The sequence below is a fragment of the Tianweitania populi genome (assembly GCF_014652875.1).
Taxonomy (GTDB): domain Bacteria; phylum Pseudomonadota; class Alphaproteobacteria; order Rhizobiales; family Rhizobiaceae; genus Tianweitania; species Tianweitania populi.
Map to the genome: position 1 here is coordinate 126,672 of NZ_BMZQ01000003.1, position 24,510 is coordinate 151,181.

Consider the following 24,510-nt stretch of genomic DNA (forward strand, 5'->3'; position numbering starts at 1 on the left):
ACTAGGTTTGTTCAGGTCGCGCCACATTGGTTTGAGCGAGATAGTGACACCTGATCTGGGGTCGATCTTCAACGACCTTGAACAAGCAGTCGCCTTTCGCGGTCAGGGTAGGGAACGCTGCACGCAATACGACTATTCGTATGAAGCGGATGAGGATCGCCGCGTCATCGTTAAACGGATAAATGGTGCCACCGATGGATCCTATCTGTACTTGGTCGCCGACTTCGACCTTTGGTTCGATGGTGCCGCTGATTGGGGTAGACATCGGCGTCCAGTCCGGCGACCTGCATCAGCCGCATGATTGACGGTGCAGAAGTCCAGTCCCCGGCAGAATATGCAGATGACGATGGATGCGCACCGATCCGTTCCGGGCAAGCTGTTCACCCTGATGGTTCATCTCTCCTCCTCCTCAAGTTCGGCGATGATCATCGGCGTACCCATTGCTTGTCCCAGGCTGACAAGGTTGATGCTCTGCCACCGCCTGAAGTATCGCTGACAGAACCGAGCGGAGCAGCTGGCTAAAGGTTTAGGCCGAATACAAGGGTGTTCATGTCCAACTTCATCGCCCCGATCGTCAGGCATGGTATACGACATTGCCCCACCTTCTGGTTGGCGAGAGGGCACCGGTATCTGAAAGCCGCATGCACCTTCCTTACCCCAAGCCAAAGATCGATTAACATGCCTTACCCAATCAACCCTGGGGATGAGGACCTGTCTGGTTGACTTCCAGACTGTAGGGCTGCAACCTCCTGTTATTCCGAGGGGCGCACGTGACCGTGCTGAGATGGCGTTGAGCCAGCACCCTTGAACCTGATCCGGGTCATGCCGGCGTAGGAACGGAATGTGCGTCGAGCGCTCCTCTGTCTTCCGCTGTTTGTGCCTGATCGTCTTGGACGCTGGGGCAATGGCGACGTTTGTTTTCGGGAAGGCTGAGCACGCGACTGGCAGGGGGCTGCTCATGCCCTTGCGCGCGGTCGCAGCAACGATCGGCGCCATGATGGTTGTCTGCTTGGTGTGGCAGTTGGCGATCTGGGTCCTCGATCCGCCCTCGTTCATGCTCCCGTCCCCCCTTCGTGTTGCAGCCACGCTAATCGAGCGCGCTCCGTTTCTTTTGCGCGAAAGCTTCGTGACCGGGCTGGAAATATGGCTCGGCCTTTTCTTCGGCATCACGGCCGGCGCATCTATCGGCCTTTCCGTTGTTGCCTTTCCGCGCTTCGGGCGCTTGCTTTGGCCCGTTCTCCTGGTCCTGCAAGCGATGCCGGTTTTCGCATTGGCACCTCTCCTGGTCCTCTGGTTCGGCTTCGGGCTCACTTCCAAGATCGTGATGGCGGGGCTGATCATCTTCTTTCCCGTTGCTTCCGCCTATGCCGATGGGCTGCGACGGATCGATCCCAACCTTTTAGATGCCACGGCCATGACGGAGGCGTCCCATCTGCAGGCGCTGTGGCATGTTCGCGTCCCGCTTGCTCTTCCGGCACTCGCGACAGGGATCCGGGTGGCGGCACCGTTGGCGCCGCTCGGCGCCGTGATCAGCGAATGGGTGGGTGCTTCGGGCGGGCTGGGCTTCGTGATGCTGCAGGCCAATGCACGAATGCAGACCGACACGGTCTTTGCAGCTCTCACTTTGCTGGCGGCAACCACGCTGTTCCTGCGCTTCCTCGCGGATGCGCTCACCCGACGGATCGCCCCCTGGGCTCCCGAAACCCGCTGATACCAAACGGATCGCCTTCATGTTCAAAGTCACATCTCTTGCCGCCAGTCTGCTTTTCGGGTCCCTTGTGCCGGCCTTCGCTGCCGACAAGCTGTCCGTGCTCCTGGAATGGTACGTAAACCCGGATCACGCGCCGCTGGTGGTTGCACGGGAGAAGGGCTTCTTCGCGGTTCATGGGCTGGAAGTGGACCTTCTTCCGCCTGCCGATCCAGCCGCCCCGCCTCGTCTCGTTGCGGCTGGCCAAGCGGACGTAGCCGTGCATTACCAGCCCAACCTTTACCTCGATCACGCGAATGGTCTTGACCTCCGGCGCTTCGGCACACTGGTGGAAACGCCGTTGAATACACTCACGGTGTTGGCTGATGGCCCGATCAAAACGCTGAAGGATCTTAAGGGAAAGCGCGTTGGCTTTTCCGTTTCTGGGTTCGAGACAGCTTTGCTGAACGGACTCCTTCGCAGTGCTGGACTGACCGACCAAGACGTGACCTTGGTCAACGTCAACTTCTCGCTTTCTCCATCGCTGATCAGCGGCGGCGTCGACGCAACAATCGGCGGCTATCGCAACTTCGAGCTGACCCAGATGCGGCTGGCGGGCCATGAGGGGCGCGCCTTCTTTCCCGAAGAGCATGGCGTGCCGGCCTATGACGAACTGATCTTCGTCACCCGCAAGGACCTAGTGAACGACTCGCGCCTGCCGCGCTTCCTTGCGGCGGTGGAAGAGGCCGCCATCTATCTCACCAATCACCCGGAAGAGAGCTGGACGCTTTTCATCAAGGCCTACCCCGATCTGGACGACGAGCTGAACCGGCAAGCCTGGATCGATACGCTGCCGCGTTTCGCGAAGCGTCCAGCGGCTCTCGACGCGCTCCGCTATCGCCGTTTTGGGCAGTTCATGGCGGACTCGGGTTTGATCAAGCAGGCTCCCGTTATCTCCGACATTGCAGTGGAGCTTGGCCAATGAGCCTCGACATCGACCGCCTCGCGGCGCTGCCGGAGCGGTTGCGCAAGAAAGGGCCGCGCGTGCATTGTCTCCTCAACACCGTCGCGCAGAAGTTCGTGGCGGACGGCCTATCGGCGATTGGATGCACGCCGTCCATGACGTCGAGCCTGGACGAAGTAGCGCAGTTCACGGAACGAGCAGATGCGCTTCTGGTCAATCTGGGCACTTCGACACCGGAAATGCGCGAGACCATTGCTGTCGCCGTCAGCGCTTCCAGGGAAGCAAGCAAGCCCTTCATCCTCGATCCCGTAAAGGCCTATGCTTCAACGGTCCGCCACGACTTCGCTAAAGAACTGATCGCGCGCGAACCTTACGCGGTGAAGCTCAACCGCGCTGAGATGGATGATCTTCACCCCGTTGCGACCCCGCACATGCTTGTGGTCGAGACCGGCTCAAAGGACCGCATCACCAATGGCGAAACAACCGTAGCGGTCGAAAATGGCCATCCATGGCTGGCGATGGTGACCGCCACCGGATGCCTCGCCGGTGCCGTGATCGCAGCCGCTGCTGCGGTGGAAGATGACCCACTGCATGCAGGCATTGGTGCAATGGCGCTTCTCGGGATTGGGGCGGAAATGGCCGCGCAACGCAGCCGAGGCCCCGGCACCTTCGCACCCGAACTGCTCGACGCGCTGGCAAGCATCGAGGCTGACGACATCCGCGTACGGTTGAGGCTCGTTCATGATTGACCTTCGTCTTTATGCCCTGGTTGATGCATCGCTGGGTCGCGCAAAACTGCCCGAACTTGCACGCTTGGCCGCAAACGGCGGAGCGACCCTGATCCAGTATCGCGATAAGAGCGGCGGAACACGGGAGATGGTGGAGTGCGCCTCTGCGATCGGAGCGGCACTCAGCGGAACGGGCGTCCCGCTTCTCATTAATGACCGTGTGGATGTCGCGCTCGCCAGCGGTGCGGCCGGCGTGCATCTCGGCCGTGAGGACATGGCGGTAACGCAGGCTCGCGCTATCCTCGGTCGCGAAGCCATTATCGGATCGACGGTCAAGAACGAGCAGGATGCGGCAGCTTTGGGTGCGGCCCCCGTGGACTACGCTTGTATCGGCGGCGTGTTCGAGACTTTGTCCAAACACAATCCCGATGCGCCCGTAGGTCTTGGAGGCCTGACTTTTCTGCGGAGGCAGCTGGCCGACCTTCGTCCGTCAATGCCGGTCGGCGCTATTGCTGGGATCGATCTTCAACGCGTGCCTCAAGCCATCGCAGCAGGCGCCGACGGCGTAGCGGTCATATCAGCGATTTTTCAGCATGCCGATCCAGGCGCAGCAGCTGCTGCTCTGAGGCAGGCCGTGGACGAAGCGCTGGAGCGACGAACCGCATGACGACCCCAATTGCTTTGACCATCGCCGGTTCCGACTCCAGCGGCGGCGCCGGCATCCAGGCCGATCTCAAGACGTTCTCGGCACTCGGTGTTTACGGCGCGAGCGCAATCACGGCCATTACCGCGCAGAACACGCGGGGCGTGACGGCTGTGGAGGACCTGTCGCCCGCAATCATCGCGGCACAGATCGACGCGGTGCTATCGGATCTTGCGGTCGGTGCGATCAAGATCGGCATGGTGTCTAGGGTTGAGACTGCACATGCTGTTGCCGCCGCTCTTCGACGGCATGGCCGACGCGCGGTGCTTGATCCCGTCATGGTGGCGACCTCCGGCGACAGGCTTCTGCAGCCCGACGCGGTGGAAGCGCTGCGCACCGAGCTTCTGCCCTTGTCGGATCTCGTCACGCCCAACCTGCCGGAGGCTGCAATTCTTGCCGACAGTCCGGTCGCGCAAGACGAGCGGACGATAACCGCGCAAGCCGAGCGCATCCTTGCGCTGGGCGCGAAGTCTGTGCTGATCAAGGGCGGGCATGGCAAAGGCGAGACAAGCACCGACCTGCTTTTCGATGGCATGAACATTCGCCGTTTTGAAGCACCGAGGCTGAAAACCACGCACGATCATGGAACGGGCTGCACCCTCTCAGCTGCGATTGCGGCTGGTATCGCGCTAGGGCTTCCGCTGGATGAGGCTGTGAGGCAGGCAAAAGCCTTTTTGCATGAAGCGCTCCGAAGTGCTGATCGGCTTCACGTTGGCTCGGGCCGAGGTCCGGTGCACCACTTTCATCGCTGGTGGAAAGCATGACCCGACATCATCTCACCAACGCTATCGTCGAGGCGCGCGCCGCGCCAAATGGCGGATGCGCTTGGATCCGGGAACAGCAGGCGGAGATGGCCGATAAGCTGAGAAGCGCGGGGGTCGGAAAGACGATAGCTCACCGCGCGCGCCGTGCGCTGCCCTTCGATAAGGCCGGCCCTTCGCAACGCGCCGATTTGTTGCGATAGCGTCGGTTGGTGCACATCCAAAATAGCTTCGAGTTCACTCACGGTGCGGGCGCCTTCGGAAAGCACGCACAGGATCGACAGCCGCACAGGATTGCCGAGCGCCCTCAAAAAGTCAGACGCCGCACCGATCGCCTGGCACTGAATTTTCGGCTCCCGGCTTTTGGTCAGCATCGATCGATCCCTGTTTGTCACCTCGTGTCCCAGAAGCGTTTGGTTGGACAGACAGCTTTTTCCAACAATGGCCGAAGGAATGGAAGTCGGTGCCTCATCACCCCGCTGGGAGTCATTATACAAAAAGGTATATCGACACGAACCTTGATTTCCAGCGTGACCTTGAAAATCGGCTTTCACCCTAACAACCTGCATTTGACACTGGCTTCGCACTGGCCAGGGGCATTCAAGACCCTGCGGCCGGACTTCATCCGCTACGAGGAAGGTCGCGACACGGCAGTGAAGCTTGCACGCGGCGAGATCGACTTGGGCGGCACAGGTTCGACCCCGCCGATCATCGCAGCGGTCAACGGGATGTCGGTGATCTACGCTGCCGCTTCCGCACCGCGCCCGGCCAACGGAGCGATCTTGGTGAAAAAGGGCGCAGGCGTTGAACGCATTGCGGATCTTTCGAACAAGCCCGTCGCGCTCGTTGATGGTTCCTTTCTGACATACTTTCTTGCCCGCAGCCTCGAAGAGGCCGGGCTCAACCTGGGCAATGTCGAACGCCGCGACCTCCCGCCCGCTCAGTCGCGCGAGTTGCTGTTATCCGGCGAGGTGGCTGCATGGCTGGCCATGGCGCCCCACCTGGAACAGGCACTCGGTGAAGGAGACTTTCAGGTCCTCGCCCATTGCGGCACTACCATCCCTAACCGCTCGCTGTTCTGGACCAGCAAAGAGCGCGCCCTCTCGGCCGAAACACTCGCAACGTTCCAGAGCGAACTTGCCGAACTCGGCCAAGCGATAACGGCCGATCCAGAGCAGGCTGCGAGGCTTCTTTCACCCGATGGCGGCGAGCGCGAGCGCCGGGCCTGGACGCGCATCGTCAGCGAGCGCAACTGGCGCATCGATCCCGCGGATGCTGAATTGCTGTGGGAGCAGCAGAGGGAGGCGGACACGCTGTTTCGCCATGGTGCGCTGGAACGCAGCGTGCAGATCGCCGAACAGAACGGGAAGGCAGCGCTGTCATGAACGTGCTTTGGTATATGTGCGCGCCTGACGGTGCTTATCCCTGGAAGCCGGAAGGCTCACGCACCGTCGATTACGGCTATTACAAGCAACTTGCACAGGCATACGACCATCTGGGTTATACGGGCGCCTTGTTCGCAACCGGCGCCCATGATGTCTGGCCGCTTGCTGGCGCGTTGCTGCCCTATACAGACAGGATGAAGTTCCTGCTGGCCTTTCATCCCGGCCTTGTTGCTCCGACTTTGCTGGCCAAGATGGCCGCGACGTTCCAGGAGTTTTCGAATGGCCGGCTGATGCTCAATGTCGTGTCGGGCGACGCCAAGATGCTCGGCGCGTATGGCATGACGCTGCCGCATGACGAACGCTACCAGATGGCGGACGAGTATCTCGCTTTGTGGCACCGGCTGATGGCTGGCGAAAGCGTTTCGCACCAAGGAAAGTACTTTCAGACCGAAGGTGCAAAGCTTGCATTGCCCGCCGGCTCCACGATTGCTCCGCCACCCCTATGGTTCGGTGGCTCTTCCGACAGCGCCATCGAAGTCGCCGCCAAGCATGTCGATACCTATCTCTCCTGGGGCGAAACGCCCGAGCAGATGGGTGCCAAGGTCGAACAGGTCAAGCGCCGCGCGGCAGTGCATGGGCGTGAGCTCAACTACGGCATCCGGCTTTATGTGATTGTGCGCCAGACTGATGAAAAGGCGTGGGAGGCCGCAGCCGATCTGTATGCGGAGATGGACGACGTGGCGCTCGCCGCCAACCAGCGCTTCGTGTCGAATACGGATTCCGTCGGCCAGCAGCGGATGAGCGCCATGCACGGCGGTATCAAGCCGGCGAACCTGCGCGATCTGGAGATCTCGCCCAATCTATGGGCCGGCATCGGCCTCGTGCGCCCCGGTCCGGGAACGGCCATCGTCGGATCACCCGACACCGTAATCCGCACGCTGGAAGCGTATCAAGCGGTCGGTGTCGAGACCTTTATTCTGTCTGGAATGCCGCTTCTGGAGGAGGCTTATCGGTTTGGCGAGATGGTGCTGCCGCGTTTGCCCGTGGAGCGGGCTGCGCTCACTGCCAAGCAATATACCTGGTCCACATTGTTCGACCGCGATCTGAGCGGAAAGGCCGCGAATGGCTGATCCGCAACGCCTCGAACGTCTTTCGGAGGCGGAAGCAAAGCCTGTGCGACGCTTCGGCAAATGGCGAGTAGGCGCAAGCTTGTTGCGGCTGTTGTCACCGCTGGCCATTCTCGTGCTCTGGCAACTTGCGAGCCTCACAGGCGTGCTCACGCCTCACATTCTGGCCTCGCCGCTCGATATTGCGAAAACGGGCGCACGGCTGGTGGCGTCGGGCGAACTGGTGACTGGGCTAGGCGTCTCGTTTCTACGTGTCTTGGCGGGTTTTGCGATTGCGCTTGTGGTCGGCATTGCATTGGCCCTGGCAGCCGGGCTTTCGCGCGTTGGCGACATCTTGGTCGATCCCCCGATCCAGATGCTGAAAGCCATGCCCTTTCTCGGCCTGCTGCCGCTGTTTATCCTGTGGTACGGGATCGGCGAAGCGCCCAAGATCGGCATGGTCGCGTTCGGCTCCGTTTTTCCGATCTACCTGACGTTGCATGGCGGTATTCGCGGTGTTGACCGTAAGCTGATTGAAGCGGGTCGCACGCTGGGCCTCAACACCTTCGGCATCATCCGGCACGTGGTTATACCCGGCGCACTGCCTTCACTTCTGGTCGGCGTGCGCTACGGCTTGAGCATTGCGTGGCTGAGCCTGGTTGTGGCCGAGCAGATCAACGCATCGAGCGGCATCGGCTCGATCATCACCTATGCTCGCGACTTCCTCCAGACCGATGTAATTGTCGTCTGCCTGATCGTTTACGCTTTGATGGGCTTGCTGACAGATGCGCTCGTGCGCCTCATCGAAGCCCACACGCTTCGCTGGCGGTCATGGTGATCGCATGAGCGCACTGGTCGATATTCAAGGCTTGTCGCGCAGCTTCGGCCGCTCCCCCGTGCTGGACAGGATCGATCTGCGGATTGAGGCTGGAGAATTCGTTGCACTTCTTGGGCGCAGCGGTTCGGGAAAATCCACGCTTCTGCGGGTTCTTGCTGGACTTGATGAGGCCGACGCCGGCCGCGTCACGCTGCCGAAACGGCGCAGCATCGTGTTTCAGGAACCGCGGCTCATGCCGTGGAAGAGCGTCGCCGCTAACATTGCGCTGGGTGTGCCGAACGCGCGTGCGAGTGGTGCCGTGGCACTCGCACTCGACGATGTGGAGCTGTCGCACCGCTCGGAAGCCTGGCCGCTTACGCTGTCTGGCGGCGAAGCGCAGCGTGCAGCGCTTGCGCGCGCTCTCGTGCGCGAGCCGGAACTGCTCCTGTTGGACGAACCCTTCGCGTCTCTTGATGCGCTGACACGGCTGCGCATGCAGGGTCTCGTACGTGAACTTTGGCGCAAGCATCAGCCTGCCGTACTGCTCGTGACCCACGATGTCTGGGAAGCGGTCACGTTGGCAGACCGCATCCTCGTGCTTGAGGATGGCCGCTTTCGGCGGGAGGTTCACGTGGCGCTCAACCATCCCCGCCGACGCACCGACCCTCATGCCGCAGCCCTCGAAGCCGAACTTCTGGCTGAACTGGGCGTCGAGCAGGCAGATCACCACCAACATCACAACCCTCATAGCGAACGGATCGAACCATGATCAACAAACGCACGCTCTTGACGCTTGCAGCCGCTACTCTTCTAGGTTTCGGCAGCATGGCTGCACAGGCCGCCGAAACCGTACGCATCGGCTGGCTGCGCGGGCCAAACGACATCACGCTCGCCAAGTCGCGCGGCACGCTTGAAAAGGCTTTGGGAGAGAAGGGCATCACCGTTGAATGGGCCGGCCCGTTCCCGGCTGCCGCTCCCGCTTTCGAAGCGCTGAACGCCGGCAGCATCGACATAACGGCGGGCAGCTCGACATCGGCCATCGCAGCGCTCGCCGCGCGTGTTCCGGTCGTGGTGTTCGGCTATCAGAAGATGGCGGCTGCTTCCGAGGGCATCGTGGTCAAGAGGACCTCGACCATCGCATCAATCAAGGACCTGGCCGGCAAGAAGGTCGCTGTGAACCGTGGCGGCACCGGCGAGTATTTGCTGATGCAGGCCCTTGAGAAGAACGGCGTCGATCCGAAAACGGTCGAGCGCGTTTACCTCAGCCCCAGCGATAGCGGCCCAAGCTTCCTGCAGAACCATGTTGACGCCTGGGCGACTTGGGACCCGTTCCTGTCGATCGCCGAAGCATCCTATGACGGCAAGGTCCTGGCAGATGGAAACGCCATTGGCTCCGATAACGCCGTCGTGCTCGTCGCGAGCCGCACGTTCACCGACCAGAAGCGGGACACGCTGCAAGCCGTGTTCGACGTCCTAAAAAGCGAGAACGCCTGGGCGCTGGAGCATAAGGCGGAAGCAGGCGCTATCTGGGCCAAGGAAATGAACTTGCCCGCCGAGCTGGCGAGCAAGATCGGCGAGAACAATGCCGTTCCAACCACTCCAGTGTCGGACGCCGACGCCGCCCAGATCGGCAAGATCGCCGACTGGTACGCGGAAAGCGGCATCATCCCCTCCCGGCCGGATGTGTCCAAAGGCGTCGTCGGTTTGAAGTAGAAAAGGCAGGTTGCGAGTCGTGTTGATTGCCGCTGAGAAAAACTTCGGTTACTCAAGGCGTATTGTGCTCACGTAAGCAGTTATCAAAGCGACAGCCATTCTCGACGCTTCGTCAAAATCCTCTGCAAGAGGCTATATTATCCAGCGGCATGCTCAAGGTTGTAGTAGTGCGTTTCAAGACGCACTCTCCACCGGCACGAAAGCAAGTCTATAGCCGAACAGACGTCCTACCTTCATGATCGTCTCGTATGTAGGGTTTGCCTTTCCTCCCTCCATTTCCGCGACTTGCCTCCGCGTCAGGCCAATCAGTGACGCGAACTCTTCCTGGGATTTCCCAAAGGTTAGCCGGATATCTTTAAGATCCTCGGGGAAGCGCAGCCCTCCAGAAGCCGCCCTTTGCGACAGCTGTCGGCGGCGTTCCCGGATCTCTTCTTTCGTTGGACGTGCAAAGCGGGCCATCACTACCTCCGTATCAAAGAAGGCGCGTCTAATGTTCGGCGCAGGCCATCCACGACCTCGCTGCAACGTCCCGCCGCCTGCTCGACTGCTTCCAGCGGCGCTCCCCGATCCACGGCAATCCGCGGAGCGTCTTCAAGAGCGTCAGCAAAAACGGCGAGCTCTTCTGCAAGCAGGCGTCCGTCGACGGTATCGCCCGACACAGCTGCGCAAACGGTGGACCAGTCTGGAGAATAATCCGAGCCGAAGTCTTTCAAGCATCGCCAGCGCGTCGATCGGGCGATAACCTCCCCCGCAAGCTTCATTGGGGCGAAGTCGTAAAGGGGCGCAAGACGGATCGACCCGTCGGGATACTTCGACAGGGCTGTATTGCGTCCGTGATTATCAGGATTGCCCATCGCAAGGTTTGCGGCGTCGCGCTTGAGATATTCGAGTACATCCGCCTGGGGATCTGCGGACACGGCTTTGAGAATCCCGACGTAGCGTTCATGCTCGTCGATATGGCCAAATTCGGACACGCCGACTGCAGACGTCATGCTTTCCTGGCCAATGCGAACCGTTCTTCCCTCAACGACACGTCTGTCAAACCTTGGTATGACCAGCGTTCCATTTCCTGCGGACGCGACCCCGTACACGTTGAGCCCGATCTGAGAAGCAACGACGGAGTACGTCGCCTCCATTGAGAGGATTAGGCCATCTACTTCTCCCCCACGCCGTAGCTTGACTATGACGTGCTCTACAGCGTCTTCGTCAGCGACGAGTGGGTCCGGGTAGTAAAGGCCGTCCCGTGACTTCGTTAGGGCAACCTTCGGCCACTCGCCTTGCAGACCGCTAGATCCGGAAGCGATCATCGAGTGCCTGTCGACCACCTCGACAAAGAGATCCGTACGGTGGATCAGGTCATGGTCAGACAGGCCCGCCCTTGGCGCCCCATTGAGACGCTTCTCTTCCTCTTCTGCGGCTTCCTTAATGCGGACATTCCCTATCGTGCTGCCAGCTGATCTCATTAGCAAAGGCAGGTCAGACGAACGCGCTTCCGGGTCTAAACCAAGCGCTTTTGCCAAACGAATACGAGCATGTCCCTGGGGAAGGAGGTCAAGCAAGAATGGAGGCCATCGGGATGTATAACGGTCGACCAAATCTACCGGATTGCGCGTGGATACCGCGCGATGGTCTATCGCGGGATGACCGTCAGCGTAATCAGCCGAACCATGTCGCGCGTAATAGTCAATTTCGTATCCTACATGCGATGGACTGAGGTAGCCGTGGTTGTCGATTTCAAAATCGACTTCTGCAGCGTCATACCAGTCCGAACCAAGGAATGTCTGCAGGATGATCGTCATATGTCTCTCTTTATGGGGCATAACATAAGGACGATAACCCTAAATGTCACCCTAAAAGGGTCGAACTTTTTGCTCGAAGACCAGAGGCTAACGTGGTTGGCCGTCAGCTGAGAACATAGGATCAGAGATAAGCGCGACTTCGGCTTTGAACGGCTAAGGCTAAGCACTTCAGCATCAACCGCATCTTCCCTGCCATAGGCTTTGGTTGATCCGGCTCTGCTTCTGACGGCCGACATTTCGGCACGAGTTGGCAACGTAGAAGCAAACTGCCGGCGCATTGACATGCTTACTCGCCACTCCCTCCCTCTCCCACGTGTAGAGACCGCCCAGTTTTTTCGTAGAAAGGCGTTGTCGCTGGTACCGGCAAAGGCTGTTCACATTCTATCTCGGGGATAACTGGAACATGCGCCCGCGAATAGGTTCCAGCTGCTTTATACGGCTCAGTCTCAAAGTAACGGAGCCTGTCTCCAAAGATCGGCCTCTGGCCTTCCACGAGCAGGATCATCTTATTTTCGCGCATTTGCCGCACCTCCTGCGGCATCATCAGATCGCGTTCGCGTATCTGTTCAACCTTTGTCCGATGGGGCAGCCCCACAAGCTCCATAGTACGAGATTCAGACTTGTAACGAATAGTTCGCTTCCCCAGCGCCCTCGATGCATATTCTGCCGTCGCCTGATCGTTGGCACCCAGCACGAGCTGGTAGCCACAATTGGCGAACAAAGATTGGCGGGAACTCTCTCCGTAGATTTCATCCAAGCTCTTTAGGTCCTGAATGATGAACGCGAATTTGATGTTGTACCCTGCCACGAAAGGGAGCTTGGTGACGATTTCGTCCATCCGCTTTGGAGCGCACCCCATTTTGACCGGACAGGCGGCATAGCTGATAAGGCATAGGCATGCGCCTATGAGTACGACTATGTCCAAAAGTTCCGATGAGCCGTTTCGACGGGTTGAAGTCATCACCTCCGTGCAGCGCCGCCGACGCTGGTCAGTCGCCGAGAAGGTCCGGCTGGTTGAGGAAGCCATGCAGCCGGGTATGAGCGTTTCCTACGTGGCACGACGTGCCGGCATTTCGCCCTCCCAGCTCTTCGCCTGGAAGCGTCGCATGCTTGAAGGTGGCCACGCGGCCGTTCAGGCTGATGAAGACGTTGTTGGCGCTTCTCAGATGCGCGAGTTGGAGAAGCGGGTGCGCGATCTCGAGCGCATGCTGGGCAAGAAGACCATGGAAGCCGAGATCCTAAGAGAGGCCCTGGATCTTGCGCGCCCAAAAAAACGGACGTCGCCCTTGCTGTCGTGGAGCAATCCGGAGGACGATACCCAATGAGCGTCATTGCCCGCACTCTAGGCGTCTCCAGGTCCAACCTGATCGAGCGCGCCACCAATCCGTCCAAGCCTCGCGGACCTTATCGCAAGGTCGATGATCTCGTCCTTCTCGCCGAACTGCGTCCGATCATCGATCAACGCCCCACATATGGCTATCGCCGCGTGACGGCATTGCTCAACAGGCAGCGGCGCAAAGAGAGCAAGCCCACCGTCAACACCAAGCGGGTTCTCAGGGTCATGCAGCAAAACGGGCGTACCCTTCAAAAGCATACGGCTTTGCGGCGAACTCGCACCCACGATGGCGTCGTGGTTGCCCTGCGCTCCAACATACGGTGGTGTTCAGATCAATTGGAGATGCATGCCCGCAACGGAGAGGTGGTCCGCATCGTCTTTGTAATCGATGCCTGCGACCGGGAGATCATCGCCTGGTCAGCCATCGCCAAATCCCGGCATCTCCGGCGAGATGGGGTGTGACCTGATGATCGCAGCCGTCGAGCGCCGCTTCCGGACACTCAAGGTTCCACACCGGCTGGAATGGCTCTCGCACAACGGCACCGCCTATATCGCCAGGCAGACCGCACAGGTGGCCGCGGCTCTGGGCATTGACCTGCTCTTCACCCCGGTTCGGAGCCCCCAAAGCAACAGCATGTCCGAAGCATTCGTCAAGACCCTGAAAAGGGACTACGCTTCAACCGTCATCCTCCCAGACGCCGAGACAATCCTGACCTTGCTGCCCGAATGGATCGACGGCTACTGTGAGGTCGACCCGCACTCCGGGCTCAAGTTCCGCTCACCACGCGAGTTCCTGCGCCTCAGTGCCTAAACACAACCGCCGCCTGTCCGGTGAAACGGGGTCCACTCCACCAACTCTGCATAGTCACGAAGCCATTCCTTGCCGTAACTCAAGCGCGGCGTCGTACAGCATACATCTGTAACAGCAATGCGAAACTGATCGGAATGTATACCGGCCGAACGAAAGTTTGAGTGAAGGTTATGCATGTTTCAGCGTTCTTTAAGCTGAGGCTGAACGCCCAGCCTGCTAATGAAGCTGTGCACCAAGGTCAGCGTTTCAGTGTCGAGGTAACGCATGATATCGATATTGGCACGTAGAAGGTCTGATTGTTTAACGGTTTCGCCCCAAAGTTGCGGCGCAGCAGGCCCAAGAAGTTCTTCCGGTGTTGCGCGAAGCACTTCGCAAATGCGAATGAAACTAACAACTGTCAGAGTCGAAGCATCAGTTTCGAAAGAATGGTAGACGTCAACGCCTAGCCCCAACAGTGGAGCGACTTCTGAGCTAGGCAAATTTCGTTTTTTGCAAGCATCACGAATGCTCACACTAACTTTATCATCGAGCGCAGCTCCTAGGGGAATACACCCTCTAAAAGGCTCTTTGTTAATTGGCTTTGTTGTGTCCGGATCATGCACCTCCTGCACACTTAGATCAGTAACCCGAATTTCTAGAGACGGTCTCATACCCTCATCCGTATAAACTTAAGAGTGAATACAATACCGATTTGGGTAACTCTCAAAATACCGAAAAACGTGGATGGTGAGTCAACTGGACCCTCGCTATGAGCGAGACAATTGCAATCGAAGTCGGGAAGCTTGACGCCTCCCCGAAGAATGTTCGAAAGACGTATAACGCGGACATCATCGCGCAGCTTGCGGCCAACATCGCAGCCAATGACTTGCTGCAAAACCTCATCGTCTATCCCCGCATCAACAGGGGCCGGTAATCCGTTGCCGCTGGCGAGCGCCGCTGCCGCGCGTTGGTTCTTGCTGATCGAACAGGGACATTTGCGAAAGGCCGTGCCATCGAATGTAAGGTGCGCGATAGCGTAAACGCCGTCGAGATCAGCCTATCGGAAAAGGAATAGCGCGGGGCCATGCACCCGGTCGATCAGTCTGAGGGGTTCAGAGCCTCGTGGAGAACAGCAAGATCGTTTCCGATGTTGCTGCCCGGTTCGGCGTTACAGAGATCATCGTGCGCCGTCGCTTGGCTCTTACGCCGTAGCGCACAGCCTGAACGCGGTGGAAAAGAAGTTCCATGATCGCAAGTCGGGCATCGCACAGTCGCACCAGCTTGCCCGTGCCTTTAAGGTCGATATGCGCGAGTGGTTTGAAACCACGGCAGAAAGCTGTTTCAGCCATATCAACCGGTCGAGTATTCAGGCGGCGGTTTCCGAGGTTCGAGGCCGTGAATATGCGGCCTCCGTTGCCGGGATGAAGAAGGCCGAGGCGGCAGCGTTCGCGGAACGTGCCGTCAAAGTAGCAGTTGGGTCCCGCCTTTGATACGGATTGAGGCCGATCCGAAGGCAACCAGCGCACCCGGCGACCACACCATGCAAGAGGACGATAATAGCGAAAGCGTAGATCAGCCGCTCCCGATGGCGGCTGACTAATCCCATGCTATCCAGCCGGTCACGTTCTCCCGCGTGACGGGCTTCCCGATCCGAGAACCCCAAACGCCCGTAAGGCATCCAGCCTGGCGGGCGTTTTGCTTTCGCAAGGATGGCCTATCCGGCCTTGAGAGGAGGCCCAAGCCCCCTCCTCTCAAACTCTCCTCCCGCCCGTGAGGGATCATCACGCTAACAGAGCTATAAACACCGCTCACGCCGTTTAAGCGCGCGAAATTCTACGGAGGCCGTCGCTTGAGAAAACCAGCCCTACCAATAATGCTCCTATCCGCCCTGCTCGTCAGCGGACCTGTTCTTGCAGCCGAGTATTCAGGGCGTGCCCGAGTGATCGATGGCGATACGATTAGCATCCGTCAGCAGCGGATTCGGCTCGGTGCGATTGACGCTTGCGAGCGAGATCAAACAGGCCTGAAGGATGGTGCGGTGTGGAAGTGCGGCCTTGTTGCGCGCAGTCATCTTTCAAAGCTGATCGATGGCAAACACGTCCGTTGCATCGTGTTCGACACCGACTAATACGAGCGCCTGGTCGCGCAGTGCTTCAGCCAGAATGTCGATGTCGGCCTTGAGATGGTGAAAGCAGGACAAGCCGCGCTTTTGCTGCAGTATCTCCCCTCTTCCCATCCCATCGATCTGCATGACTACCATGCGGCCGAGGAGAGCGCCCGTGCTCGTCGCCGGGGCTTGTGGGGAGCCCAAATGGAGCGGCCGAGTTCATACCGGCGCGTTCCGACGCCACAACTAGCCTCTGCATGATGCGGCGACTAAATCAGCATGCAGGGACATAGCCAATTTGATTTGTTGTTCCGGGTAAGAACCCTGACTTTACCGGTTGTGTGTACTTTGGCGATGAATAATATTGGCGCACTTATCGTGTCGATGTCATCGCGGAAGAACAGGTGATCGTTTGGCAAGCGCGTTCATACATCACCCCTCATGGGGGGTTGCTCTTGATGTCCGTTCGCACGTCGACGCGCTTAACGCAAAGCCGAGAAACGCAAAAATTTCCCCGCCTTCGGCTTCCTCGCGAAGCAAATTTTGGCCGCTCTTGGCCTCCTTCGCTGCGCTCCGGCCTTCGGTGCGCACCGCTTTCCGCCGTGCCTTGTGAACGTTCATCGCAACCACCCAAGAGGAGTGACTAACATGAGCATGACCAACTTCATCAAGTTCACCAACGACGACATCGAGGGCGCAGCCGGCACCGGCATCATCTCCACCATCGACCGCGACCTGGACATCAAGGTTACGCCCTTCACATCGACCAACGAGAAGGCTCCCACGCACCGGGTTTACGCTAAGTCGCCACGCGGCCATGACATCGAGGTTGGCGGCATCTGGAAGAAGATCAGCGCCGAGCAGAAGGCCTACTACACCTTGTCCATCAAGCGCATGGGCTTCAACGCCAACTTGGGCCGCTACCCCGGCCAGGACGATGCCTCGGTGCAGGCCATCATCGAGTGGGATCCACGGGATTGAGGAGCGCAGCGAGCCCGGTCTTGAACCGGGCTTCCCCCTCGCGCGAGGTCGAAATCATCGTGAAAAGCTGGCTTTTTCACGCACTTTGTGCTAGTTTTGGTCTCAATAGGAGGTCTCCCGATGAACGTTCATACCTCGCGTCCCGACCGCTCGCCCGAAGCCGTTGCAGCTCGAAAGAAGGCTGCAGACCAGGCACGGGCAATGAACATCCGTCAGGGCTACGTGCACGACCAGTTGCTGGAAGATGCAACCGCCGCCTATGTCGCCGGCGATCTTACGCGCGAGGAATATCGCGTCCGCATCATGCCGGTAGCGAAGTCCTAAACCCTCCCCCGCAGCTCAACAAGGCAAAGCGCCGTCTGCATTTCTGCAGGCGGCTTTTTTTTGGTCTAAGCCATGGCAGAAGATAGCCCTAAAGGCTCCTACACCTATCCAAACACGTCGGACGATCCAGATCGGCAGGACGTTCTCAGGAACAAGTTTGGCATCGAAACCCGATCCGAGTTGCGCACCGCCGAGTACCGCGTGGCGGCCTTTCGCATTATCGAGATCGAGGAAGGTTTCGGCCCGAAAGGCAACTTCGATGCTGCGCACCTGAAGGCCATCCACGGCCATATCTTCCAAGATGTTTATGAGTGGGCGGGCCACACTCGCAACGAGAGCTCGGTTGTTGATGGTGAGCGGGTGCAGCCGATTGGCGGCATGCGCAAGGGCGACACATCGTTTCTGCATGGTGCCCGTATCGATATAGGCCTCAACGAGGCGCTAAAGCCTATCAGTGAGGCGCAAGCGTTTAGGCGTGCGTCACCCTACGAGTTTGCCGAACGCGCGGCCAAGGTCCTGTCAGAGCTCAATTACGTGCATCCCTTTCGGGAGGGCAATGGCCGAACGCAGGAAGCTTTCATTTCCGAACTCGGCCGACAATACGGCCACGAGATCGATTTTACCAACATCAGCAAAACACGCATGATCGAGGCGTCGATATCGACCACCAACGATCCATCGCATCCGGCCATGAAGCATGTCATTAAGGACGCGATGGACTCTAATCGCCGTGAGGCTCTTCGCGGCGCGTTCTCGGATCTTGAAGACGTCGGCGAGAAGCCGTTCGAGCATTACATCCGCACGGCCCGACAGGGCGAGGAGATCAGCGGCCATGTCTTCGGACACGACGATCGTGTTGCTACCCTTGCGACCAATCAGGGGATCATTGCGGTCAATCGCGCGGATCTTCCGGAGCAACTGCCGTCAGATGACGAGGAGGTCAAGTTCACCGCCCGTTCGGACTTCACCAGCCTTGGACGCTCGGAACAGTCCCAGGAGGTAAAATCCACGCCACGACAAGCTGAACAGCCACAGCAGCAAAGCCAGAATGCCGAGCTGAAGGCCATCGAGGCGGAACACCTTGCAAACCGTCAGCAGCAGCAAAGCCGCGACGATCGGGACCGGTAGCGGTCATGCCGGCGAGGCGCTGCCTGTTTCGCCTGTGAGGCAGAGCCGGCGTGCCAATCCCTTCCTCTTGCCGCCTCCTGTCCGTTGGGTGATTGACGGGCAATCTACGATAGCCGCTCCCCCATTCAACCGCTGCGCGGTCCTCCTCTTCGTTACGGCCCTTCGGGTGCATAGGCTCGCTTTGGCTATCTTCGCTTCCTGCCGTCAACCAACGAGCAGGAGGCGGCAATGCAGAGCATCAAGGACACTTACCAGCGCATCACAGACACCATCGTAGAGCAGCTTGAAGCCGGCACGAAGCCTTGGATCCGCCCTTGGCGCGGCAACGTCCGCAGCTCCATCATCCCGCTGCGCGCAACCGGAGAGGCCTATCGCGGCATCAACGTCATCATGCTGTGGCTTTCCGGCCAGCTCAGCGGCTACGAGGAAAATACCTGGATTACTTACCGGCAAGCGTCAGAGCTCGGTGGCCAGGTCCGCAAGGGAGAGAAAGGCACCCTCGTCGTCAAGTACGGCACCTTCACCCCGAAGGAGCGCGAGGATGTCGATCGCACCATCCCCTACCTCAAGGGCTACACGGTCTTTAACGTCGAGCAGATCGAAAACCTTCCTGATCGCTTCAAAAGCCCTGTCGAAGACGCGGCTGTAGAGCCCCTGCCCGTCCTCGAAAATGTCGAGACCTTCATCAAGCGCACCGGCGCCCTCGTTTCCTACGGCGGAACCAAGGCCTGCTATCGCCCCGCCCTGGATGACATCCTCATTCCGGATAGAAACCGGTTCATCAGCGAGGTTCATCTTTATAGCACCGCCCTGCACGAGCTGGGGCACTGGACTGGTGCGAAATCCAGGCTGGACCGTGATCTCAGCGGCCGCTTCGGAAAGGAAGCCTACGCGATCGAGGAGCTTTGCGCCGAAATGACCGCGGCCTTTGTTTGCGCTGATCTGGGTATCGCCCACGATACGCGAGGCAACACGACCGCCTACATCGAGAGCTGGCTCAAGGTCCTTAAGCAGGACAAGCGCGCCATCATCGCTGCCGCAGCAAAGGCCCAAGCCGCCGCCGACTTTCTGCATAGTTTGCAAGGAGCCGAAACGAAGAAGGCCCCTTAGCGGCCTTCCTTCTTCTCGTCTACTTGTCGCCGGCTTCGTCCGGCGTCATCCTTTTTAGCAGTCCAATCAAATCGCGGATCGTCTCGTGCGGCAGATTCCGGATCAGCTGCGAAAGCTTGCGGTGGTCTTCCGCTTCTTCGTGTGTACGTCCGTACAGATGCGGTGCCGCCTCAAAGATCATGTCGATCGGCATGAATCCAAGTAACTCGCAAAGATGGATCATGCGGGTAACTGTGATGCGTGAGAACGCACGTTCATACCGGCCGTAAACTGGGGTGGACAGCCCAACGATGGCGGCAAACTCAGCGCGTGTCAGCCCTTGTGTTTCACGCTTGTTGCGGATGAAAGCAGCAAGCTTCTCATCCATCTCACCAAAACTGACGATGCCTTGATAACCCGGCCGCCTATGCAGTGGCTTATCGACTTCATCATCAGTGGTCTCGACTAACCCGCGAGCGTGTTTGTAGCTTTCTAGAGACGTTTTGGATGGCATCGTTCTTACCCCTGCACTAGCGTTCTTTAACACAGGAAAGTAGCGACACACGTTCAGTTTTGCCGCAGTCTGCAACCGTTCCCCCGCTAACATGAGAGCCACCATACCGCTTCCTACTCCATACGCTTAATCCCAAGTCTGAAGGAAGTTGACAGCTGTCAACTTCCTTCAGCGGGATAGATCCAAAGCGTCAGCCGGCTGTTGACACGAATCGATGACTGATGAAGCGGAGATACGCCGACTGTGAGTACTAGTCGTAAAAACCGTAAATTCGGTCTCTGGCTGTTAGTTGATGCGTAATCGCGTAATCTATGAGCGGTCGAGTGAGTCGGGATGTGCATCATTGCGCGTCCGAGAGGCGTTTTATGCAAGAACTACGTGGGGCCAAGACGGTGCCGAACGAAGAACCCGCAGATAAGCAGATCGCTGCGGATGCCGAGCTGTTATCCGCGCAACTCGCTGCCTTGCGCGGTCGTCTTTTTCCGCCAACAGCGCAAAAGACGCTGCGCTCCTTCTCTTCGGGAGAAGCTGCAAAGCTGATTGGCGTCACCGATGGCTATCTGCGGCAGCTGTCGATTTCCGGGGAAGGCCCCTCCCCTGAAATCGGTGCCGGCGGCCGGCGCTCTTACACGCTGGCTGACGTCAATGCGCTTCGGCGTCATCTTGGTGCCCAGGGCGGCGTGAAGGCCAAGCAGTATCTGAAATGGCGCCAGCCGGGCGAGCATCTCCAGGTGATCGCCGTCACGAACTTCAAGGGCGGGTCCGGCAAAACCACCACGACCGCGCATCTGGCACAGCATCTTGCCCTGCAAGGCTATCGCGTGCTTGCCATCGACCTTGATCCTCAGGCATCCTTATCGGCTCTGTATGGCTATCAGCCGGAGCTTGATCTTACCGGAAACGATACGCTCTACGGCGCGATCCGCTATGATGCCGAGCGCGTTCCCCTCGCCTCGATCATCCGCGAAACCTATTTCGACGGCTTGTCGCTGGTGCCTGGCAATCTCGAACTGCAGGAGTTCGAGCACACCACGCCGCAACATCTGGCAGGGCGCGAGCGCGGGAAGGCCGATGACTTGTTTTTTGCCCGTGTGCAGCAGACGATCGCCACGGTGGAGGCCGACTACGACGTTGTCGTGATCGATTGTCCTCCCCAACTCGGCTACCTCACTTTGGGCGCGCTTTGTGCGGCAACATCGGTGATCGTCACCGTGCATCCGCAGATGCTCGATGTGGCGTCCATGAGCCAGTTTCTGTTCATGACCTCCGACCTCCTGTCTGTAGTGCGGGAGGCCGGCGGCACGCTCAATTTCGATTTCCTGCGCTATCTCGTGACGCGCTACGAACCCAATGACGGACCGCAGACCCAGATCGCCGGTTTCCTGCGCACGCAGTTCGGATCGCGTGTCTTGACGGCGGCGATGCTGAAATCGACAGCGATTTCCGATGCCGGCTTGACCAAGCAGACGCTCTATGAAGTCGGCCGTGAAAATTTCCACCGTGGCACCTACGACCGCGCCTATGAAGCGCTGACGGCGGTCAACTCCGAGATTGAGGATCTGATGCTGCGCTCTTGGGGACGGATCGCATGATGGGAGTGGATGAAGCCATCGAGTTGACAGCTGTCAACTTTGCCCCAAAGCCCAGCAGATGCAGGCTTCCCAGTCAGTCCCAGGCTGCGGCACGCGCTCGGATCTATCCACCTCTCTTAGGCGGATGCGATGGTGCCCGTGGAAAAGGGAGCGCGGCATGAATACACGCAAGAACCAATTACGATCGTTGTTTGGTGGTGTGCCGGCCGAGGAGGCCAATAAGGCTGCCGATCAGAACGAGCCGGCGCCCGCTGCCGAACCGCACAAGCGCGCGACATCCGGAGCCGTAAAGGCCATGGGTCTGTCGCTGTCTTCGCTGTCTCAGGAGGTTGAAGACGCGCGACGTTTGCGCGAAAGCCTCAGCCGGGGCGAGCAGATCGTCGAGCTCGATCCGGCTGTGATCGAGGGGTCGCCCTTTTCCGACCGTCTCAGCGACGGCCCGACCCATGACGAGAGCTTCGAGGACCTGATGCAGAGCATAGCCGACCATGGTCAGCAGGTGCCGGTTCTCGTGCGTCCACACAGCGAGCCAGTTAAAGCGGGGCAGGGCATCTTCCAGATCGCTTATGGCCACCGGCGCGTGCTGGCCGCGCGTGCGCTTGGGCGCACCGTGCGAGCCGTGATCCGAAGCCTTGACGATGCGGAGCTCGTGGTCGCGCAGGGCAAGGAAAACGCGGAAAGGCGGGCGCTGAGCTTCATCGAGCGCGCTCTGTTTTCCAAGACCCTGATCGATCACGGTTTCGACCGCGCCACGATCCAGGCCGCCCTTGCCGTCCATAAATCAGAAATGAGCCGGCTGATCGGCGTTGCCGAAATGATCCCGATTCAGGTCGCCCATGCCATTGGTCCGGCGCCAAAAACGGGGCGCCCGCGCTGGATGGCGCTGGGCGAGCTGATCGCAAATCCTCGCATTCGGCATTGGGCGAACGAGGAGATCACCGACCAGGCTTTTCGCGATACGGCTGACAGCGACCAGCGCTTTCAGCGTGTGTTCGATCGCCTGACAAGCGCGTTGCAGTCCACCAGTGTGGCTCCGGACGCAGCGGTGGTCATTCGCGCGGCCGACGGCGCCGCGATCGGCGAACTCGCGCAGTCTGCCAGAGGCGCACGTCTGACAATCCCGATCAGCGCGGGCAGGAGATTTGCCGATTATGTGGCCGAACAACTGCCGACGTTGCACGAGGCGTTTAAAGCCGCGCAACAGTCGGGCTCGGCGAGTGAAACAACGGGCGATGCCAAGAAGGTCAAGCCCTGAAGACCTGCCGGCGCAATCGGTTGCGGCGGCATGTGTGTGTAGACCTGAAACGATAACGGAGATCCAGGCAAAGAAAAAAGGCCCCAGAACGTCACCATTCCAGAAGCCCCTTTCGATGTAGCAATCTGAAAGAATCACTTCTACGACTCCAAGTCAAGGGTGGGCGCGTCCCGGCCGCGTTTTTCTGTGCCTCCTCGACGAGGTGATCATGACGGAACGCTTAGCAACGACGCCATTTGGCGGCGGACGAATGACTGCGGCTAAATTTCAGCGCAGGCAGGCCATCGATCGGCAGCGCGAAGGACTGGCGAAAGGCGGCAACGATACCGGTCGGGCCGAGAAATATGCGCTCCTCAAGGCGCTGACGGAAGCGCGCGGCCTTTATAAGCTGTCGGATCGCACGATCGCGGTTCTGGAAGCGCTGTTGAGCTTCCATCCCGACCGCGAGCTGGATGGAACCGCACCCATCATCGTTTTCCCGTCCAACGCCGAGCTTTCGCTGCGCACGCGCGGCATGGCCGATGCCACGCTCCGGCGCCACCTTGCGGCCCTCGTGGAGGCCGGCCTGGTTCTGCGCCGCGACAGCCCGAACGGAAAGCGCTATTGCCAGCGCAACGAGCGCGGCGTGGTCGAGAACGCCTTCGGCTTCGATCTTTCACCCTTGGCGCTCGCCGCTGCCGGCATCCATGCCGCCGCCGAGGACATGCGCGACGAAAGCCGCTTGTGCCATCGATTGCGCGGCGAGATCACCATCCATCTGCGCGATGTCGGCAAGATCATCGAAGCGGGGCTGGCTGAAACAAGGGCAGGGGATTGGCAAGGCTTCGCGCTCTCCTTGATGCCGCTCGGCCGTCGCCTTGCCCGCAACGCCGAACGCCCCCTCCTGGAAGCGCGTCGCGATGCACTCCTGCGCCTGCGCGCCGAGGTCGAGACATCCTACCTCAACTCCATGTCAGAACAAGAAATGAGCGGCAATGACGCCGATTTCGAGCGGCACTATCAGAATTCAAAAACAGACCACCATTATGAAAAGGGCTCGGCAAACGAACTGAAGGAAGCGCCGAGCGACAATCTGGATGCTTTGAGCCAACCGAATGGTACGGGAAGGCCAGACACGAAAGAGGGGAGGGCGCCCGAAACCAAGAGCACGACGGTACCTCTGTCTTACCTCCTGGCGGTTTGCCCGGCCCTTGCCACCTATGCCCGCGACGGGATTGCCGATTGGCGAAGCGTTTTGACCACCGCTGAACTGGTCCGGTCGATGCTGGGGATTTCAGCCGATGCCTGGACGCGGGCGCGTGAAGCAATGGGCGATCTCGGTGCTGCCATGACCATCGCCGCAATCTTGGAACGCGCCGAACATATCCGGTCGCCGGGCGGCTATCTTCGGGCGCTCACCGAACGGGCTGAAGCCGGCAAATTCTCGGTCATACCGATGCTTGCCGCGCTGGAAAACGGGCAACCCAGATGACAAACACGACGTATTTGCCGGGATTTAGATCAGATCTTTCGCATTTTGCTGCCAATCTGCCGAATGCAGCCGAAAACCTGACGAGAGTGTACGATGATCATGCAATCTTGGAAGATGCCGCGGGCGTTTCCTCTCACGGCAGCACGTCAACTCGGAGAGCTGCACGAAGCATCCGTTGAGATTGATGCAGCGAAGCAGCGTGCTCTTGCCGCCGCTGGAGGGAAGCGACCAAAGCCGCCACGCTGCCTTCCGCAAGTAGC

29 protein-coding genes, 2 pseudogenes and 1 riboswitch are annotated in these 24,510 nt (G+C 59.3%); of the genes and pseudogenes, 22 read left to right on the forward strand and 9 right to left on the reverse strand.

Features of this window, described 5'->3' with window-relative positions:
- Position 1 precedes the first annotated feature (1 nt).
- Positions 2-265, reverse strand: a complete 264-nt coding sequence (locus IE166_RS17000) for a hypothetical protein (protein WP_189506302.1) — start codon at positions 263-265, stop codon at positions 2-4.
- Between the two features lie 36 nt (positions 266-301).
- On the opposite strand from IE166_RS17000, the gene IE166_RS17005 reads away from it, so the two are divergent.
- The 6 genes from IE166_RS17005 (at position 302) to thiD (ending at position 4,846) form a co-directional block, all read left to right on the forward strand.
- Entirely contained in the window at positions 302-496 is a 195-nt protein-coding gene (locus tag IE166_RS17005; RefSeq protein WP_189506304.1) for a hypothetical protein, read from the forward strand.
- A gap of 254 nt (positions 497-750) precedes the next feature.
- A riboswitch (TPP riboswitch) is annotated at positions 751-854 on the forward strand.
- A gap of 110 nt (positions 855-964) precedes the next feature.
- Positions 965-1,711, forward strand: a complete 747-nt coding sequence (locus IE166_RS17010; protein ID WP_189506508.1) for an ABC transporter permease — start codon at positions 965-967, stop codon at positions 1,709-1,711.
- A gap of 19 nt (positions 1,712-1,730) precedes the next feature.
- Entirely contained in the window at positions 1,731-2,672 is a 942-nt protein-coding gene (locus IE166_RS17015) for an ABC transporter substrate-binding protein (RefSeq protein WP_189506310.1), read from the forward strand.
- The gene (locus IE166_RS17020; protein WP_189506312.1) at positions 2,669-3,400 is read left to right on the forward strand and encodes a hydroxyethylthiazole kinase; all 732 of its coding nucleotides are present in this window, start codon (positions 2,669-2,671) and stop codon (positions 3,398-3,400) included. The genes IE166_RS17015 and IE166_RS17020 overlap by 4 nt, the downstream gene beginning before the upstream one ends.
- The gene (gene thiE / locus IE166_RS17025; RefSeq protein WP_189506314.1) at positions 3,393-4,046 is read left to right on the forward strand and encodes a thiamine phosphate synthase; all 654 of its coding nucleotides are present in this window, start codon (positions 3,393-3,395) and stop codon (positions 4,044-4,046) included. The genes IE166_RS17020 and thiE overlap by 8 nt, the downstream gene beginning before the upstream one ends.
- Entirely contained in the window at positions 4,043-4,846 is an 804-nt protein-coding gene (thiD, locus tag IE166_RS17030; protein WP_189506316.1) for a bifunctional hydroxymethylpyrimidine kinase/phosphomethylpyrimidine kinase, read from the forward strand. The genes thiE and thiD overlap by 4 nt, the downstream gene beginning before the upstream one ends.
- On the opposite strand, the gene IE166_RS17035 is transcribed toward thiD, so the two are convergent.
- Positions 4,825-5,217: an ArsR/SmtB family transcription factor gene (locus IE166_RS17035; protein ID WP_189506318.1), complete on the reverse strand. Its 393-nt coding sequence runs from the start codon at positions 5,215-5,217 to the stop codon at positions 4,825-4,827. The two genes, thiD and IE166_RS17035, sit on opposite strands and share 22 nt — an antisense overlap.
- A 156-nt stretch (positions 5,218-5,373) precedes the next feature.
- Here IE166_RS17035 and IE166_RS17040 point away from each other — a divergent pair, with 156 nt between their 5' ends.
- Genes IE166_RS17040 through IE166_RS17060 form a run of 5 tightly spaced genes read left to right on the forward strand, consistent with a single transcriptional unit; the run spans position 5,374 to position 9,864 of the window.
- The gene (locus IE166_RS17040; protein ID WP_308430529.1) at positions 5,374-6,228 is read left to right on the forward strand and encodes an ABC transporter substrate-binding protein; all 855 of its coding nucleotides are present in this window, start codon (positions 5,374-5,376) and stop codon (positions 6,226-6,228) included.
- A complete protein-coding gene (locus IE166_RS17045; RefSeq protein WP_189506320.1) occupies positions 6,225-7,358 on the forward strand; it encodes an LLM class flavin-dependent oxidoreductase in 1,134 nt (377 codons plus the stop codon). The genes IE166_RS17040 and IE166_RS17045 overlap by 4 nt, the downstream gene beginning before the upstream one ends.
- Complete coding sequence (locus tag IE166_RS17050; RefSeq protein ID WP_189506322.1) at positions 7,351-8,172, forward strand: ABC transporter permease; 822 nt, start codon at positions 7,351-7,353, stop codon at positions 8,170-8,172. The genes IE166_RS17045 and IE166_RS17050 overlap by 8 nt, the downstream gene beginning before the upstream one ends.
- Before the next feature lie 4 nt (positions 8,173-8,176).
- Entirely contained in the window at positions 8,177-8,920 is a 744-nt protein-coding gene (locus tag IE166_RS17055; protein WP_189506324.1) for an ABC transporter ATP-binding protein, read from the forward strand.
- Positions 8,917-9,864, forward strand: coding sequence for an aliphatic sulfonate ABC transporter substrate-binding protein (locus IE166_RS17060; RefSeq protein WP_189506326.1), 948 nt, complete (start codon positions 8,917-8,919; stop codon positions 9,862-9,864). The genes IE166_RS17055 and IE166_RS17060 overlap by 4 nt, the downstream gene beginning before the upstream one ends.
- Before the next feature lie 174 nt (positions 9,865-10,038).
- Here IE166_RS17060 and IE166_RS17065 read toward each other — a convergent pair whose 3' ends face one another.
- The 3 genes and pseudogenes from IE166_RS17065 to IE166_RS17075 form a co-directional block, all read right to left on the reverse strand.
- On the reverse strand, positions 10,039-10,323 hold the full coding sequence (locus tag IE166_RS17065) for a helix-turn-helix domain-containing protein (RefSeq protein ID WP_189506328.1): 285 nt from the start codon (positions 10,321-10,323) through the stop codon (positions 10,039-10,041).
- A 2-nt stretch (positions 10,324-10,325) separates the two neighbouring features.
- Entirely contained in the window at positions 10,326-11,663 is a 1,338-nt protein-coding gene (locus tag IE166_RS17070) for a type II toxin-antitoxin system HipA family toxin (protein ID WP_189506330.1), read from the reverse strand.
- A gap of 325 nt (positions 11,664-11,988) precedes the next feature.
- A pseudogene (locus IE166_RS17075) lies at positions 11,989-12,507 on the reverse strand (type IV secretory system conjugative DNA transfer family protein); the annotation flags it as partial.
- A gap of 73 nt (positions 12,508-12,580) precedes the next feature.
- On the opposite strand from IE166_RS17075, the pseudogene IE166_RS17080 reads away from it, so the two are divergent.
- Positions 12,581-13,810 (forward strand): annotated as a pseudogene (locus IE166_RS17080) (IS3 family transposase).
- 179 nt (positions 13,811-13,989) lie between these two features.
- On the opposite strand, the gene IE166_RS17085 reads toward IE166_RS17080, so the two are convergent.
- Positions 13,990-14,460, reverse strand: a complete 471-nt coding sequence (locus IE166_RS17085) for a helix-turn-helix domain-containing protein (RefSeq protein ID WP_189506332.1) — start codon at positions 14,458-14,460, stop codon at positions 13,990-13,992.
- A 98-nt stretch (positions 14,461-14,558) separates the two neighbouring features.
- On the opposite strand from IE166_RS17085, the gene IE166_RS17090 reads away from it, so the two are divergent.
- The gene (locus IE166_RS17090; RefSeq protein WP_189506333.1) at positions 14,559-14,723 is read left to right on the forward strand and encodes a hypothetical protein; all 165 of its coding nucleotides are present in this window, start codon (positions 14,559-14,561) and stop codon (positions 14,721-14,723) included.
- Between the two features lie 295 nt (positions 14,724-15,018).
- Positions 15,019-15,279 (forward strand): hypothetical protein, encoded by a 261-nt coding sequence (locus IE166_RS17095; RefSeq protein ID WP_189506335.1) that lies wholly within the window; start codon positions 15,019-15,021, stop codon positions 15,277-15,279.
- 434 nt (positions 15,280-15,713) lie between these two features.
- Here IE166_RS17095 and IE166_RS20875 read toward each other — a convergent pair whose 3' ends face one another.
- Both IE166_RS20875 and IE166_RS20880 read right to left on the reverse strand, forming a co-directional pair.
- Complete coding sequence (locus IE166_RS20875) at positions 15,714-15,860, reverse strand: hypothetical protein (protein ID WP_308430530.1); 147 nt, start codon at positions 15,858-15,860, stop codon at positions 15,714-15,716.
- Positions 15,861-15,863: 3 nt separating this feature from the next.
- Positions 15,864-16,040 (reverse strand): hypothetical protein, encoded by a 177-nt coding sequence (locus IE166_RS20880; RefSeq protein WP_308430532.1) that lies wholly within the window; start codon positions 16,038-16,040, stop codon positions 15,864-15,866.
- Between IE166_RS20880 and IE166_RS20885 the strand changes: the two genes are divergently transcribed.
- The 5 genes from IE166_RS20885 (at position 15,972) to IE166_RS17120 (ending at position 19,439) form a co-directional block, all read left to right on the forward strand.
- A complete protein-coding gene (locus IE166_RS20885; RefSeq protein ID WP_308430531.1) occupies positions 15,972-16,157 on the forward strand; it encodes a hypothetical protein in 186 nt (61 codons plus the stop codon). The two genes, IE166_RS20880 and IE166_RS20885, sit on opposite strands and share 69 nt — an antisense overlap.
- A 387-nt stretch (positions 16,158-16,544) precedes the next feature.
- A complete protein-coding gene (locus IE166_RS17105; RefSeq protein ID WP_189506336.1) occupies positions 16,545-16,877 on the forward strand; it encodes a DUF736 family protein in 333 nt (110 codons plus the stop codon).
- A gap of 120 nt (positions 16,878-16,997) precedes the next feature.
- Positions 16,998-17,201, forward strand: coding sequence for an antitoxin VbhA family protein (locus IE166_RS17110; RefSeq protein WP_189506338.1), 204 nt, complete (start codon positions 16,998-17,000; stop codon positions 17,199-17,201).
- Positions 17,202-17,273: 72 nt separating this feature from the next.
- Positions 17,274-18,329, forward strand: coding sequence for a Fic/DOC family protein (locus IE166_RS17115; RefSeq protein ID WP_189506340.1), 1,056 nt, complete (start codon positions 17,274-17,276; stop codon positions 18,327-18,329).
- A 228-nt stretch (positions 18,330-18,557) separates the two neighbouring features.
- Positions 18,558-19,439, forward strand: a complete 882-nt coding sequence (locus IE166_RS17120) for an ArdC family protein (protein WP_189506341.1) — start codon at positions 18,558-18,560, stop codon at positions 19,437-19,439.
- 19 nt (positions 19,440-19,458) lie between these two features.
- Here the strand turns inward: IE166_RS17120 and IE166_RS17125 are convergent, their stop codons facing one another.
- Positions 19,459-19,932: a helix-turn-helix domain-containing protein gene (locus tag IE166_RS17125; protein WP_189506342.1), complete on the reverse strand. Its 474-nt coding sequence runs from the start codon at positions 19,930-19,932 to the stop codon at positions 19,459-19,461.
- Positions 19,933-20,297: 365 nt separating this feature from the next.
- Here IE166_RS17125 and repA point away from each other — a divergent pair, with 365 nt between their 5' ends.
- The 3 genes from repA (at position 20,298) to repC (ending at position 24,250) form a co-directional block, all read left to right on the forward strand.
- Positions 20,298-21,524 (forward strand): plasmid partitioning protein RepA, encoded by a 1,227-nt coding sequence (repA, locus tag IE166_RS17130; protein WP_189506344.1) that lies wholly within the window; start codon positions 20,298-20,300, stop codon positions 21,522-21,524.
- 157 nt (positions 21,525-21,681) lie between these two features.
- Positions 21,682-22,779 carry a plasmid partitioning protein RepB gene (repB, locus tag IE166_RS17135; RefSeq protein WP_189506346.1) on the forward strand — a complete coding sequence of 366 codons (1,098 nt, stop codon included), beginning with the start codon at positions 21,682-21,684 and terminating at the stop codon, positions 22,777-22,779.
- A gap of 208 nt (positions 22,780-22,987) precedes the next feature.
- The gene (repC, locus tag IE166_RS17140; RefSeq protein WP_189506348.1) at positions 22,988-24,250 is read left to right on the forward strand and encodes a plasmid replication protein RepC; all 1,263 of its coding nucleotides are present in this window, start codon (positions 22,988-22,990) and stop codon (positions 24,248-24,250) included.
- The last annotated feature ends 260 nt before the right edge of the window (positions 24,251-24,510 follow it).